Consider the following 15,575-nt stretch of genomic DNA (forward strand, 5'->3'; position numbering starts at 1 on the left):
GCTTCTCGCCGCCGCGCTGGGCATGGTAATGATGTCGGATCTTGTCGTGGCGATGCCGGCCACGGCTGCGCCGCAGCGTCTCGCGGGCGCGCAGAAGGACTGGGTCACGCCCGGGCACCGGCTCGCCAGGACCGGAGTGGCGTCCGCGCCCGAGGCTGCGCCGCCGACGGCCCCGCCCGATCCGGTCTGGCCGGCCGCGGGCGTCACCGACGTGACGGTGCCGGACACGGCCGGCGACACGGTGCGGGCCGGCGGTGGCGTCGCGATCCGTCCGCTCACCAACCGGCCGAAGGCCGCGGCGGGCGCAGCAGGTGATGCCGTGGCCGCCGGCAAGGCCCGGGTGGAGGTGTTCAGCCGGGCCGCGACCAGGGCTGCCGGGGTCAACGGCGTCCTGCTGCGGGTGGGTCTGACCAGCCCCGCGGAGAAGGCCCGCAGGGCCGAGGTGTCCGTCGACTATTCGGGCTTCGCCACGGCGTACGGGGCGGACTGGCCGAGCCGGCTGCGCCTGGTGCGGCTGCCGGAGTGCGCCTTGTCGACACCCGGCAGGCCGGAATGTCGGGGCACGGTGCTGCCCACGGACAATGACGTGAAGCTCACCACCCTCACCGCGACCGCGGAGATCACCGCGCTCACCGGGGCGTCGAGTGCTTCGGCGGCCGTCGACTCCGTCGCCGTCGGTGGCGGGATCCTGCTCGCGGCGGCGGGCGAGGTGTCCGGCGGCGCGGGCGACTACGCCGCCACCACCCTGTCGCCGTCGGGCACCTGGAGCGCTGGGGACAGCAGCGGCAACTTCACCTGGTCGTACCCGATGCGTACACCGCCCGCGCTGGGCGGCGCGGCGCCGACGCTGCAGCTGTCGTACTCCTCGCAGAGCGTGGACGGCCGGATGGCGGCGTCCAACAACCAGCCATCCTGGGTCGGCGAGGGCTTCGATCTCGCCACCGGTTACATCGAGCGCCGGTACAAGTCGTGTGGCGACGACATGACCAACGGCAATAACACGACCAAGACCGCCGACCTCTGCTGGGCCACGGACAACGCCACCCTCTCGCTCGGCACGCACGCGGGTGACCTGATCAAGGACGCGTCCAACGGGAACCGGTGGCATCTGCGACAGGACGACGGCACTTTCGTCTACCACAAGACCGGCAACACGGGAAACGGCGACAACGACGGCGAATGGTGGGTGGTCACGACCCCCGACGGCGTCCAGTTCTGGTTCGGCGGGACCAACGCCTCGAACTCGACGCTGCTGGTCCCGGTGGCCGGCAACCAGACCAACGAGCCGTGCAACAAGTCCACCTTCGTCGCGTCGTTCTGCGCCCAGGCCTGGCGTTGGAACCTGGACCGGGTGGTCGATCCCAACGGCAACACGATGACCTACTCCTATACCAAGGAGACGAACAAGTACGCGCGCAACGCGACCGCGACCGATGTCGTCTCGTACGACCGCGCGGCCTTTCTCAAGCGGATCGAGTACGGCACCCGCAACGGCGTCACGGGAACCGCTCCGATGCGGGTGACGTTCGGTGACGCCGACCGCTGTCTGACGGACTGCTCGAACCACGGTGCCAACTGGCCGGACACGCCGTGGGACTTCGAGTGCACCGCCAGTCCCTGTTACACCGGAAGCCCGACGTTCTGGACGACCCGACGGCTCAAGACGATCACGACGGAGCTCTGGTCGGGGTCGGCAACGACCTACAACCCGGTGACGACCTGGACATTCACCCACTCGTTCCCGTCCCCGAACGACGGCACCCGAGCCGGCCTCGTGCTCGACCGCATCGCGCAGACGGGCTACGTGCGGGTGCAGACCTCGGTGCCGGACATCACGTTCGAGTACGTGAAGCTGAACAACCGCGTGGACCCGACCCTCACACCGGACCACTCGCCGCCGATGAACTGGTCGCGGCTGGCCAAGATCATGACCGAGAGTGGCGAGCACATCGAGGTCACCTACGCGCCGGCGAACTGCGTGCCGGGCAGCAGCATGCCGGACAAGAGTGCGTTGCAGAACAACACGCTGCGCTGCTATCCCGTCCGGTGGACGCCGCCCGGGGAGCTCAACCCGCTCATCGACTTCTTCCACAAGTACGTCGTGGCTGAGGTTCACGAGGTCGACAAGACCACGAAGGCGGAGCCCACGATCGTGACCCGGTACACCTACGTCGGAGCACCGGCGTGGCACTACACCGACGACGACGGGCTGATCAAGGCGGCGAACAAGACCTGGTCGGTCTGGCGGGGGTACGGCACGGTGCGGACGTACACCGGCACCGGGGCGGGCGAGACGTTCACCGAGTCGCGCTACTTCCGGGGGATGCACGGCGACTACCTCACCGGCAGCACCTCCCGGACCGCCGCCATGGCGGCGATCGACATGAACAAGGACGGCGACACGTCCGACGCCGTGGACGTGGCCGCGGTGAACGACGAGGACGCCTTCGCGGGCATGGTCCGCGAAAAGATCAGTTACAACGGTCCAGCTGGCGCCGAGGTCTCCGCCGAGGTGTCCGTGCCCTGGCAGTCGTCCGCGACGGCCACACGGACAATCAACAGCACCACGGTGCGGGCGCGGTTCGTCGGCATCGGGGCGACCCACACGCGGGTCATCCGCGACGGCGGGCGCGCACCCCGCACGACGGCCGCCGTGACGTCATTCGACGCACAGGGTATGCCGGTGTCCCGTAACGATCAGGGTGACCAGTCCGTCACGGGTGACGAGGGCTGCACCCTGACGGACTACACGCGCAACATGGACACCACCGACGGCGAGCCGTGGCTGACGTCCATGGTGGGCCGGATGCGCGAGTTCGCCGTCGACTGCACGCGGGCCGGTCAGACCGGCCTGACCGCGGCAGAGGTGATCGCCGACAAGAAGTCGTACTTCGACGGCGCTACCGCCATCACCACGCCGCCCACGAAGGGCCTGGTGACCAAGGAAGAGACGCTCGACGACTGGGTGAACGGCGCGCCGGTGTTCGTCACCGGGTCCGCGGCGACCTATGACGAGTACGGGCGTCCCAAGTCCACCACCGACGTGAAGAACAACGTGACGCTGTACAGCTACGCGGCAAACGCCGGCGGCCAGGTCGCCTCGGCGACGATGACCAACGCGCTGCAGTGGGTCAACACCGTGACCTACGAGCCGGCGTTCGGCGTGAAGCTGTCGCAGAAGGACAGCAACGATCGGATCACCAGTTGGGAGTACGACGGGCTCGGCAGGTTGACCGGGGTCTGGCAGCCGGGCCGGGACAAGTCGCTGAACCAGACGGCCAACGTTACCCACACGTACACGGTGAACCAGCTCGTGCCGAGCGTGATCAGCACCAGCAAGCTGACGCCGTCGGGTGGGTACGTCACGACGTACGAGTACTTCGACGGCCTGCTGAGGTCGATTCAGACCCAGGCTCCCCGTGGTGACACCACGGCGGGCACGGTGCTGACCGACACGTTCTACGACACCGCGGGTCGCGTCTGGAAGACGTACCAGGCGCACCTGACGACCGGCACCCCGGGCGCGGGGTACGTCGTGGCCAACGAGCAGGGGGACGTGCCCAGTCGCGTCGAGGCCGTGTTCGACGGTGCGGGCCGGTCGATCGCGTCGGTGCAGTACCTGAAGAAGGGTACGGGCGTCCCGACGGTCTTCGCGACGACGACCACCGGCTACGGCGGCGACCGGGTCGACGTCCTGCCACCGACCGGCGGCACCGCGACGTCGACGCACACGGACGCGCGTGGCAACACCACGGCGGTCTGGCGGTACAAGTCGCTGGCGATCACCCCCGGCACGCCGGGCAGCTACGACGCGACGACGTACACCTACACGGCCAAGGATCAGCTGAGTTCCGTGACGGACGCCGCGGGCAACAAGTGGGAGCGCACCTATAACGTGCGTGGCCAGGTCCTGACGGACAAGTCGCCGGATCGCGGGACCGTGACGGTCCAGATCAACTCCGCGGGCGAGCAGGAATGGGTGCAGAACGCCAACGGCAAGGTGCTCTACACCTATGACAGCCTCAGTAGGAAGACCGCCGCCTACCGCACGTCCATCTCGGACGCGAACAAGCTCGCCACCTGGACGTACGACGGCCTGACCAAGTCCAACGGTCACCTGACGAAGTCGGTCCGGTATGACGGCACCAACCAGTACATCAAGGAGTTCACCGGGTTCACGGCGACGTACGCGCCGACAGGCGTGAAGTACACGATCCCCGAGACGGGCATCAGCGGGACGTTCACGTACGTCTACACCTACAAGCCGGACGGACAGCCGGAGACCGTGCGGCTGCCCGACGTCGACGGTACCGGCGGGCTGGCGCTGGAGGCGCTCACCACCGAGTACACGCCGCTGGGGCAGGCGCGCACCCTCAGGACGAGCCTGGACAACGGCACGACGTACGTCACCGACACCGCCTACACCGGGTACGGCGAGATCGGCGCGATGACGCTGCAGTACAAGGGCGGCAACACCGTCACGCAGGAGCGCACGTTCGAGGACGGGACCCGGCGGCTGGAGAAGCAGAAGGTCAGTCGGCAGACGACGCCGACCACGCTGTCGGACGTGACATTCGCCTACGACACGTTCGGCAACGTCACCGGGTCCGCGGACTCCGTGACGAACGACAACCAGTGCTTCCGGTACGACTACCTGCGCCGCCTGACGGAGGCGTGGACGCCGGCGACGGCGTCATGTCTCGCCGCCCCGACGGCGAGCGGGCTGGGCGGCCCGGCCCCGTACTGGACGAGCTGGACCTTCGACGCCAGCGGCAACCGCAGGAAGCAGGTCGAGCGCCCGACCAGCACGACGGTGCGCACGACCGACTATGTCTACCCGGCAGCGGGTGGCGCCCAGCCGCACACGCTGCTGTCGGCGACGACGCAGAGCGCCACGGGCACGACGACGGCGTCGTGGACGTACGACGCCATGGGCAACACGACCTCCCGCCCCGGTGGCACCAGCGGCCAGACGGTGAAGTGGGACGTGGAGGGGCACGTCATCTCGCAGGAGGACTCGACTGGCAAGACGGAGTACATCTACGACGCCGACGGCGAGCGGCTGGTGCGCAGGGACCCGACCGGCAAGACGCTCTTTCTGCCGGGTCAGGAACTGCGCTACACAGCCGGGACCGGGGCCAAGGCGACCACGCGGTACTACCAGCATGCCGGCACGACGGTGGCCACCCGGACCACGAGCGGCGTGACGTGGATCTGCAACGACCACCAGGGGACCGCGTCGATCACGATCAACGCCACCACCCAGGCGTACGCGCTGCGTCGGCAGGATCCGTACGGTAACCCGCGCGGCTCGGTGGTCGGCACGTGGCCGGCGTCGATGGACAAGGGCTTCGTGGGCGGCACCAAGGACAACACGGGCCTCACCCACCTCGGGGCGCGGGAGTACGACCCGCTCATCGGGCGGTTCATCAGCGTCGATCCCGTGTTCGACCAGGCGAGCCCGCAGAGCTTCGACGGCTACTCGTACGCCTGGCACAGCCCGGTCAGCGGCACCGACACCACGGGCCGTCAGCGCGACACGACCTTCGTCCAGTGGGGCGCGACGGAGACGGGTATCTACCAGGGCCCCGACGGCTACTGGTACGAGTACCGCATCGACAGGTATGTCTTGTGCACCAAGGACCTGTCCGAGTGCGTCGCGCGTGTCGACTTCGGCGGCAAGATGCGTGTGGTGCAGGACATGTGGCTGCCCCTGTGGCAGATCGTGATCAATATGTTCCTGAACGTGCCGGGCTACGTGACGTTCAAGATCTTCTCGTTCTTCACCTACCGACGTTTGGGTTCGCCCCAGATGCCGTTGCCGCCGCCCGTGTCGACACCGCCGACCTGCCTGCAGGTGAAGGAGCCGCCCAAGAAGCCCAAGTGCTCGTTCCTCGACACCAACTGCTTTGTCAACGACAGCCAGGAGTGGTGGAAGGGCAACGGTCACCACATCACCGGGGCGGCCACAATGATCGGCATCGCCGGCTGCCTCGCGGTCCCGCCCTCGTGCGCCACCTTCGGATTCAGCGTCGGCCTCGTCCAGGCGGGTGGCCGCACCGTGGACTTCGTCGTGGAGAACCAGGACTCGGACGGTCGCTTCAACGCCACCGCCGGGGAGACATTCCAGTATCTCGCGGGTCTCGCCTGGGATAGGTGGGGCGGCGCGAAGGAGGAATGGGGCGGGGCGTACCTCATCTACGAGACGTACAGCCTCCCCGAGGAGTGGACCGGTGTCGCGCCCGGCTTCACCGACCCGACCGCGTTGCTCAACGCTGGTGACGACGGCCCGCCGGAGTGGACGCAGTTCCCGGAGTACAGCCCGTTCGATATCAACACTGACCTGCCGAAGAACTGACGCGACAGGGGTGGCCCGGCGGCCGGTCGATGACCGGGCGCCGGGCCACTCTGGCGCGGACGTTCCTTACAGGGACGGGGTGACGGGCGCCCGCCGGCCAGGCCCGGCGTAGCCGGAACTGTTCGCCAGCCCCGGCACGAGCCGGAACTGCGCGTCGCCCGCGGGGCTCACGTTCGGGTCGATGCGCACGTCGACGTTGGCATGCCGCAGGTACCGGTCGGAGAAGTTGTACGACTGCAGGCGGTTGATCGGCGTCGAGGTGCCCCACCTGCCGAGCACGCGGCTGCTCTCGGCCGCCGTCAGGTTCAGGATGGACCCGTTGTTGAGGTCGGTCCAGCGCAGACCGTCGGTGCTGTGCGAGAAGTAGATCTGCTCGCCGTAGCTGGCTACGGGCCCGTGTCGCCGGCCAGGCCGTCGGGGGCACGCATGTGCCACGCGTCGGTGACCAGTTCGCGCAGGCGATCGACGTCCACCCGGGCCAGGCGGAGCATGACCAGTGGCTGGCCGTCGTACCCGTCGGTGGTGAAGAAGGTCTCGGGCTCGCCGAGCAGCAGCGCCTGCTTTTCCGCCTCATCGCCGACATACAGCACCGCTATGTCGGTCCGGATGACCCGTGGCTGTCCCGGCTTGCGCTCCGGGTAGGACCAGACGAAGCCCTTGTTCGCGACGCGGAAGTCGAAGCCGTCGCTGTCGATTTCGACAACGTGCGGCAGCGCGAGCGCCAGCCGACGGACGTCCTCAGCGTCAGCCATCGAAGCCCCCAAGCCATGCGTCCCGCACGGATACAGGCTAACGACTCCGAACGCTCCCCTACGCGGTGACCGCTAGGGCCAGTGGCAGCACTCCCGACGCGCCGGCGCGGCGCAGTTCACGGGCCGCGAGCGCCATCGTCCACCCGGAGTCGACCAGGTCGTCGACGAGCAGCACCGGGCCGTCCAGGCCGGCGATCGCCTCGGCCAGGGGCGCCGGCACCGCGAACGCGTCGTGCAGCGCCCGGACCCGCTGCGCGCTGTTCACCCCGCCCGGGGCGGGCGGCCCGCCGACCGTCACCGTGCCGAGCAGCGGCAGCCGGCCCACCGTCGCGATATGTGCGGCGACGCTGTCGATGAGCGTCGGGCGGCGTCGCGACCTGAGGGCGACCACGCCGACCGGCCGCTGCGGCCACGGATCATCACCGCGCGCCCACCCGGCCAGCACCTCGACCACAGCGGCCAGCAGCGCGGCGGGCGCGGGGCCGTCGGGCGCGCCGTCGGCGAGCAGTTCACGCAGCCGCCCGCCCCAGCCCAGGTCGGTCAGACGGCCCACCGCGCGGCCGGCCAGGGCCTGCTCGTCGGCCGGGATGCGACCGGACAGCGGCACACCGACCGCGGCGAGCCCGGTCGGCCACATGCGGCGCGGCTCGATCGTCACGCCGGCGCGGCCCAGGAACGCCTCGGCGGCGGACAGCGCCGCCGGCGACACGGTCGCGCCGAAGCGTGGGTCGGCGCACCGGTCGCAGCGCCCGCAGGGCTCGGCGCCGTCGTCGTCGAGACAACGCCGCAGGAACTCCATCCGGCAGGTGGTCAGGCCCGCGTACGCCCGCATGGCCTGCTGTTCGTCGGCGCGCGCGGCCGCGACGCGGGCGAGCCGCTCGGCGTCGTAGACCCATGGCGTACCCGTGGCGACCCAGCCGCCGCGCACCCGGCGCACCGCGCCGTCCACGTCGAGGACCTTGAGCAGCAGCTCCAGCCGCGCCCGGCGCAGCTCGACGCGGGCCTCCAGCGCCTGCGTCGACAACGGGCGGTCCGACAGCTGCGCCAGCACCAACCGCACCTGGTCCTCGGGCGGGAACGCCAGGGACGCGAAGTAGCGCCAGATCGCCTCGTCCTCGGGCCCGGGCAGGAGCACGACGTCGGCGCTGGCCACGCCGCGACCGGCCCGGCCGACCTGCTGGTAGTAGGCGATCGGGGAGGGCGGGGCGCCCAGGTGCACGACGAAGCCCAGGTCGGGCTTGTCGAAGCCCATGCCGAGTGCGGACGTCGCGACCAGCGCCTTGATCTTGTTGTCGAGCAGGTCCTGCTCGGCGGCGCGCCGGTCCGCGTCCTCCGACTGACCCGTGTACGCGATAGCGAGGTGCCCGCGCGCGGACAGGAACGCGGCCGTCTCGTGCGCCGCCGCCACGGTCAGCGTGTAGACGATGCCGGAGCCGGGCAGCTCGTCGAGGTGGTCGGCGAGCCACGCGAGCCGGTGGGCCGGCCCGGGCACGGACACCACGGACAGTCGCAGGGAGGACCGGTCCAGCGACCCGCGCAGCACGAGCGCGTCGCCCAGCTGCTCGGCGACGTCGGCGGTCACCCGGGCGTTGGCCGTCGCGGTGGTCGCGAGGACGGGCACGCCGGCCGGCAGCGCGCCCAGCATGGTGCGCAGGCGCCGGTAGTCGGGCCGGAAGTCGTGGCCCCAGTCGGAGACGCAGTGCGCCTCGTCGACCACCAACAGGCCGGTGGACGCGGTCAGGGACGGCAGGACCGCGTCGCGGAAGTCCGGGTTGTTGAGCCGCTCCGGGCTGATCAACAGCACGTCCACCGCGCCGGCCGCCACCGACGCGGTGATGTCGTCCCATTCCTCCAGGTTGGCGGAGTTGATCGTGCGGGCGTGGATGCCGGCCCGCGCGGCCGCCTCGACCTGGTTGCGCATGAGCGCCAGCAGCGGCGACACGATGACCGTCGGGCCGTGGCCGCGCTCGCGCAGCAGGGCGGTGGCCACGAAGTACACCGCTGACTTGCCCCAGCCGGTGCGCTGCACGCACAGCACCCGCTCGCCGTCGAGCAGCGCCGAGATCGCCCGCCACTGGTCGTCGCGCAGCCGGGCGCCCGCCCCGGCGAGGCGTTCCAGGACGGCGGTGGCGCGGGCGCGGGTATCGGTCACCCGACCAGTCCTATCACTCCGGGGTCAGGAGCGGCCCTCCCGGTCGCGGGCGATCAGCCGGGTGGTGGGCAGTGGCGGCGCCGGCAGCGGCGCGCCGTCGTACCCGTGCACGGTGCCGAATCGGTCCGAGGCCGTCCCGTCGCCCCACGCCTCGCGGGCCGCGACGACCTCCTCGTGGGTGCGGCCCACGAAGTTCCACCACATGACCAGCGGCTCGGCGAACGGTTCCCCGCCGAACAGGAAGAACCGCCCGTCGGCGGCCGCGGTCACGTCGAGCAGGGACCGGCCGCAGCCCAGGTAGAGCAGCGACCCGACGGTCACCGGCACGCCCGCGACCACCACAGTCCCCGCCATGACGACCACGGCGTACTCGAAGGAGGGGTCGAGGGTGAGCGTCGCGGACCCGCCGGCCCTCAGCGTGAGGTCAACCCCCACCAGCGGGGTGTACGCCCGCGCGGGCGAGCGCAGCCCGCCGAACTCACCGACCACGACGGTGGCGGCGAGCGGCCCGTCGCGCAGCGTGGGCAGGTCGGCGTGGTGGTCGAACGCGGCCGCGCCGTCGCGCGCGTACGCCGGCAGCGCCACCCACAACTGCAGGCCGTGCAGCAGCGGCGGGTGATCGGCCGGCGACTCCTCAGAGTGCGAGATGCCGGCGCCGGAGGTCATGAGGTTGAGCTGGCCGGGGCGGACGCTCTGGACGGAGCCGAGGCTGTCGCGGTGCAGGATCTCCCCGTCGAGCAGCCAGCTCACCGTCTGCAGGCCGGTGTGCGGGTGCGGCGGCACCTGCATGCCCGGCCGCGACGACACGTCCTCGGGGCCGTAATGGTCGAGGAAGCACCAGGCGCCGACCATCCGCCGGTGACGCTGCGGCAGCAGCCGGCGCACGACCGTGTGCCGGCCGAGCGGCACGTCGCGGCCCGGCAGCAGCTCGGTCACCGGAGTGTGCGCCACGTCCGTGGTCGTGCCGCAGGCCAGCTCAGCCGGCTCCCGCTCGGTGTTGCTCATGAGCCAAGCCTACGGCGGCGACGATGTCATCAAGCCGATGCGGCGCCGGGTGGCGGCCGGGGTGGTCACTGGTTAAGGATGGGGTCACGCCGAAACGTGACCGCCCGGGAGACCCACCGCGATGACGCCGCTGAGACCGACCGACCCGACCTACGTCGGGCCGTACCGTCTGGTTGCCCGGCTGGGCTCCGGCGGCATGGGTCTGGTCTACCTCGGCATCTCCCCGCTGGGCGACCGGGTGGCCGTCAAGGTCATCCGGCCCGAGCTGGTCAACGGGCAGGACGTGCGGGCCCGGTTCGCCACCGAGGTCAACCACATGCGGATGGTCTACGGCACCCGGGTGACCCGGTTCGAGGGCGCCGGACTCGACGAGGACCGCCCCTGGCTCGCCGTCGAGTACGTGCCGGGGCTCAACCTCATGGAGCACATGGAGCTGCGCGGGCCGATGAGCCTGCTCGACGTCGCCATGCTGGGCGCCTGCCTGGCCGACGGCCTCGCCCGCATCCACGAGGCCGGCCTCGTGCACCGCGACCTGAAGCCGAGAAACATCCTGCTCGGGCCCGACGGGCCGAAGATGATCGACTTCGGTCTCGCCATGCTCACCGACGGCGAGAACCACCTCGACGAGTCGGGGCTGCTCGTCGGCACCATCGCCTACATGGCGCCGGAGCAGGGCTTCTCCGACGGTGAGGTGTCCACGGCCACGGACATCTACGCGCTCGGGGCCACCCTGGTCTTCGCGTTCAGCTGCCACCACCCCTACCCGACGGAGCGGGGGATCGCGCTGCTCAACCGCATCACCGACCCGTACGACCCGGTGGATCTGTCGGCCGTGCCGGACGAGGTGGTGTTCCTCATCGGGGCGATGCTGTCCTACGAGCCGGCCGACCGGCCGTCGCTGGGTGCGGTGATGCGCCGCCTGCTCGCGGTGGCGACCGCCGACGGACGCAGCATCGAGCAGGCCCGGGCCGAGTTCCTGGCGCACACCTATGTGGAGCCCAACCGGCCCGCCGAGCCGCCGCGCCCCACCCCCGGCGACGAGCCGTTCGACGACGATCGCACCATTCTGGCCCGCTTCGCGTCCTGATTTCACGACACGCCACAACGCATAGTGGTGCTGTCGATCGGCTGCCCTACATGTAGTGTCATCGGCGTCGTTGGTTCGCCGGCCCCTGCCGGCGACGCAAGAGGGAACCCGGTGCGAGTCCGGGACTGCCCCGCAGCGGTGAGTGGGAACGAAAGCCGTCCCCGGCGTGCGCCGGGACAGCACTGGGCGCCTCCGCGCCCGGGAAGCGACGGCCGGTAGGCCCGCCGGCCCAGCCAGGCCCGGCGGTCGCCCACGAGTCCGAATACCTGCCCACGACGCGCGCGCCCGACCGGGCGCGCATGGACACGTCGGCCTCGCGGGTGGGTCGCGGTGCGAGACACGGGGGAGTACCCCCGTGTGCGCGCCCCTCCGTGCCGGCCGACCGGCTCACCGAGGGACGAGCACATGACCATGCTGTTGACCAGCCCGCCCGACGGGCTCACCGCGGACGTCCACGCCGCGGCGACCGGCCTGCCGGGGCTGGACCCGGACGAGGCCGGCCGGGTTGTGGCCGGGCCGGTGCTGACCGGCGTCTGGCCCGGCGCGAACGCGGCCGACCTGCGCCTGCGTGCCGCGGAGACCGCCGCCGCGCTCGTCGTGGAGCAGCCGGCGTACAGCCGCCTGGCCGCGCGCCTACTCGCCGTCGGCATCGCCGACGAGGTGCGCGACCAGGGGGTGACCAGCTTCGCCGAGTCGGTGGCGGCGGGGCACGCCGCCGGTCTGCTCGACGACCGCCTCGCTTTATTTGTCGCGACCCACGCTGCCGACCTGGAGGCCCTGCTGGATCCGGCCGGGGACGACCGGTTCGAGTACTTCGGGCTGCGCACCGTCTACGACCGGTACCTGCTGCGCCACCCGACGCGGCGCACGGTGCTGGAGACCCCGCAGTACTTCTGGCTGCGCGTGGCGTGCGGTCTGTCCGAGACCGTCGCCGACGTCGCGGCGGTGTACCCCCTGTTCAGCCGGCTGGCCTACCTGCCGAGCTCGCCGACGCTGTTCAACGCCGGCACCCGGCGGCCGCAGCTGTCGTCGTGCTTTTTGGTCGACTCCCCGCGCGACGAGCTGGACTCGATCTACGAGCGGTACGCCCAGGTCGCGCGGCTGAGCAAGTACGCCGGCGGGATCGGCATCTCGTGGAGCCGGGTGCGCTCGCGCGGCTCGCTGATCCGGGGCACCAACGGCCTGTCCCACGGCATCGTGCCGTGGCTGCGCACGCTGGACGCCAGCGTCGCCGCCGTCAACCAGGGCGGCCGGCGCAAGGGCGCGGCGTGTGTGTACCTGGAGCCGTGGCACGCCGACGTCGAGGAGTTCCTGGAGCTGCGCGACAACACGGGCGACGAGGCCCGGCGCACGCACAACCTGAACCTGGCCAACTGGATCCCGGACGAGTTCATGCGCCGGGTCGCCGCCGACGCGACCTGGTCGCTGTTCGATCCCAAGGACACCCCCGAGCTGGTCGACCTGTGGGGCGACGACTTCGACGCCGCCTACCGCGCTGCGGAGGCCGCCGGCAAGGCGGTGCGCACGCTGCCGGCCCGCGCCCTGTACGGCCGGATGATGCGCACCCTGGCGCAGACCGGCAACGGCTGGATGACGTTCAAGGACACCGCCAACCGCACCTGCAACCAGACGGCGCGGCCCGGCAACGTCGTGCACCTGTCCAACCTGTGTACGGAGATCCTGCAGGTCAGCTCCGACGACCAGACGGCCGTGTGCAACCTCGGCTCGATCAACCTCGCGGCGCACTGCGGCCCGGGCGGCATCGACTGGGACGCGCTCGCCGCCACCACGGCGGTCGCGGTGCGGTTCCTGGACCGCACGATCGACCTGAGCTTCTACCCGACCCCGCAGGCCGCCTCCAGCAACGCGTACTGGCGGCCGGTGGGCCTGGGCGTCATGGGCCTGGCCGACGTGTTCTTCACGCTGCGCCTGCCGTTCGACTCGACGGACGCCCGGGAGCTGTCCACCCGGATCGCCGAGCACATCGCGCTCGCCGCGTACGACGCCTCGGCGTCGCTGGCGGCGCAGCGGGGGCCGCTGCCGGGCTTCGCCGACACCCGGACGGCCGGCGGGGTGCTGCACCCCGACCACTTCCCGGCGGCGACGCCCACCCGGCCCGCCGACTGGGCGGCGCTGCGCGCCCGCGTCGCGGAGACCGGGCTGCGTAACTCGCTGATCGTGGCGATCGCGCCGACCGCCACGATCGCGTCCATCGCCGGCTGCGCGGAGTGCGTCGAGCCCGTGGTGTCCAACGTATATAAGCGGGAGACCCTGTCCGGCGAGTTCCTCCAGGTGAACCGGTATCTGGTGGCCGACCTCGCCGCGCGCGGACTGTGGACGACGAGGGTTCGCGAGGCGATCCTGCGCGCGGACGGCTCCGTGGCCGACGTGCCCGACATCCCGGCCGACCTGCGGGTGCTCTACCGCACCGCGTGGGAGCTGCCGCAGAAGGCGCTCATCGACCTGGCCGCCGCCCGGGCCCCGTACGTCGACCAGGGCCAGTCGCTGAACCTGTTCATGGCCGCGCCCACGATCGGCAAGCTCTCGTCGATGTACGCCTACGCCTGGCAGGCCGGCCTGAAGACGACGTACTACCTGCGGTCGCGCCCCGCGACCCGGATCACCCAGACCACCGTCTCGGTCGAGACCGAGGCCGTCGCCTGCTCCCTGGAGAACCCCGAGATCTGCGAGGCCTGCCAGTGAGTCTGTTGGATCCGGGGCTGGACCTGACCCTGCGGCCCATGCGGTACCCGGACTTCTACGAGATGTTCCGGGCCGCCATCCGCAACACGTGGACGGTGGAGGAGGTGGACCTCTCGGCCGACCTGCCCGACCTCGCGCGGCTCGGGGCGGGGGAGCGGCACCTGGTCAACCGGCTCGTCGCGTTCTTCGCCACCGGCGACACGATCGTGGCGAACAACCTGGTGCTCAACCTGTACCGCCACCTCAACGCCCCCGAGGCGCGGCTGTACCTGTCGCGGCAGCTGTACGAGGAGGCGGTGCACGTCCAGTTCTACCTGACGCTGCTCGACACGTACCTGCCCGATCCGGTGGACCGGGCGGAGGCGTTCGCCGCCGTGGAGCACATCGGCTCGATCCGGGCCAAGGCGGAGTTCTGCTTCCGCTGGATCGACTCGGTCAGCGACGTGCCCGAGCTGGGTACGGCCGAGCACCGGCGGGCGTTCCTGCTCAACCTCATCTGCTTCGCCGCCTGCATCGAGGGCCTGTTCTTCTACGGCGCCTTCGCGTACGTGTACTGGCTGCGCTCGCGCGGCCTGCTGGGCGCGCTGGCGACGGGCACGAACTGGGTGTTCCGCGACGAGTCGGCGCACATGGCGTTCGCCTTCGCCGTGGTGGACGTGGTGCGCCGCGAGGAGCCGGAGCTCTTCGACGACCGGATGGCCGCCGAGGTGACCGCGATGCTCGACGAGGCGGTCGAGGCGGAGCTGCAGTTCGCCCGCGACCTGTGCGGCGACGGGCTGCCCGGCATGACGGTGGCCGACATGCGCGAGTACCTGCGCTACGTCGCGGACCAGCGGCTGGCCCGGCTGGACCTGCCACCGGCGTACGGGGCGCGCAACCCGTTCGGGTTCATGGCGCTGCAGGACGTGCAGGAGCTGGCGAACTTCTTCGAGCGCCGGGTGACCGCCTACCAGGTCGCGGTCGGGGGGAGCGTGGCGTTCGACGAAGAGTTCTGACTCTTGCCCGCTACGGCCGGCGAGTCCCGCGGACGCGCCGGACTCGCCGGCCGATCGCGGCGATCGCCTGCCGGGGAACCAACCGCGCGATTACGCTGCCCACTGTTGAAGGAATATTTCGGACATATTTCCCGAAACGAAAGAGGGTTGATGCTATGCGTAAGGCAACTGTTCGAGTCGCGACCTGGGCGGGCGCGGCGATTCTCAGCGCCGGCATGCTGACCGCTCCGGCGAGCGCGGCGCCATCGGAGACGACTCCGGCACAGGTACGGGCCGCGACAGCCGCGGTCCCGTCCCAGTGGTGGAGCAGCCACCGGCGGTTCGACCACTACCGCTGGAACCACGACTGGTGGTGCTGGCGTCAGTTCGGCCGGCACGACAACTGGGGCCACGACCGGTGGGACCGCTGGCGCGGCGACCGCTGGGGCGGCTGGGACCGTTGGCGGCGGGGCGCCTGGTGGCACTGCTTCGGTGACGACTGGGGCGGCGGTCGCGGCGGTGGCGGTCACGGTGGCGGCGGTGG

9 protein-coding genes and 1 riboswitch are annotated in these 15,575 nt (G+C 70.9%); of the genes, 5 read left to right on the top strand and 4 right to left on the bottom strand.

What is annotated here, in order from left to right; translation table 11 throughout:
• Window positions 1-52: 52 nt before the first annotated feature.
• On the top strand, window positions 53-6,358 hold the full coding sequence (locus ABD211_RS14000; protein WP_344130566.1) for an RHS repeat-associated core domain-containing protein: 6,306 nt from the start codon (window positions 53-55) through the stop codon (window positions 6,356-6,358).
• A 66-nt stretch (window positions 6,359-6,424) separates the two neighbouring features.
• Here ABD211_RS14000 and ABD211_RS14005 read toward each other — a convergent pair whose 3' ends face one another.
• The 4 genes from ABD211_RS14005 to ABD211_RS14020 are packed head-to-tail and all read right to left on the bottom strand — an operon-like array spanning window position 6,425 to window position 10,267.
• On the bottom strand, window positions 6,425-6,793 hold the full coding sequence (locus ABD211_RS14005) for an AbfB domain-containing protein (protein WP_344130569.1): 369 nt from the start codon (window positions 6,791-6,793) through the stop codon (window positions 6,425-6,427).
• Window positions 6,745-7,110 (bottom strand): MmcQ/YjbR family DNA-binding protein, encoded by a 366-nt coding sequence (locus tag ABD211_RS14010; RefSeq protein WP_344130572.1) that lies wholly within the window; start codon window positions 7,108-7,110, stop codon window positions 6,745-6,747. Before ABD211_RS14010 ends, ABD211_RS14005 begins: the two co-directional genes overlap by 49 nt.
• Window positions 7,111-7,168: 58 nt before the next feature.
• Complete coding sequence (locus ABD211_RS14015; protein WP_344130575.1) at window positions 7,169-9,262, bottom strand: RecQ family ATP-dependent DNA helicase; 2,094 nt, start codon at window positions 9,260-9,262, stop codon at window positions 7,169-7,171.
• 24 nt (window positions 9,263-9,286) lie between these two features.
• Window positions 9,287-10,267 (bottom strand): pirin family protein, encoded by a 981-nt coding sequence (locus ABD211_RS14020; RefSeq protein ID WP_344130578.1) that lies wholly within the window; start codon window positions 10,265-10,267, stop codon window positions 9,287-9,289.
• A 121-nt stretch (window positions 10,268-10,388) separates the two neighbouring features.
• Between ABD211_RS14020 and ABD211_RS14025 the strand changes: the two genes are divergently transcribed.
• The 4 genes from ABD211_RS14025 to ABD211_RS14040 form a co-directional block, all read left to right on the top strand.
• The gene (locus tag ABD211_RS14025; protein WP_344130581.1) at window positions 10,389-11,354 is read left to right on the top strand and encodes a serine/threonine-protein kinase; all 966 of its coding nucleotides are present in this window, start codon (window positions 10,389-10,391) and stop codon (window positions 11,352-11,354) included.
• Between the two features lie 54 nt (window positions 11,355-11,408).
• Window positions 11,409-11,642: riboswitch (cobalamin riboswitch) on the top strand.
• A gap of 117 nt (window positions 11,643-11,759) precedes the next feature.
• Entirely contained in the window at window positions 11,760-14,057 is a 2,298-nt protein-coding gene (locus ABD211_RS14030) for a ribonucleoside-diphosphate reductase subunit alpha (protein WP_344130584.1), read from the top strand.
• A 38-nt stretch (window positions 14,058-14,095) separates the two neighbouring features.
• Window positions 14,096-15,052 (top strand): ribonucleotide-diphosphate reductase subunit beta, encoded by a 957-nt coding sequence (locus ABD211_RS14035; RefSeq protein WP_344130591.1) that lies wholly within the window; start codon window positions 14,096-14,098, stop codon window positions 15,050-15,052.
• A gap of 155 nt (window positions 15,053-15,207) precedes the next feature.
• Window positions 15,208-15,575: hypothetical protein (locus tag ABD211_RS14040; protein ID WP_344130588.1), on the top strand; the 368-nt coding region annotated here is incomplete at its 3' end.

Source organism: Luedemannella flava (assembly GCF_039528515.1).
GTDB classification, from domain to species: Bacteria; Actinomycetota; Actinomycetes; order Mycobacteriales; family Micromonosporaceae; genus Luedemannella; species Luedemannella flava.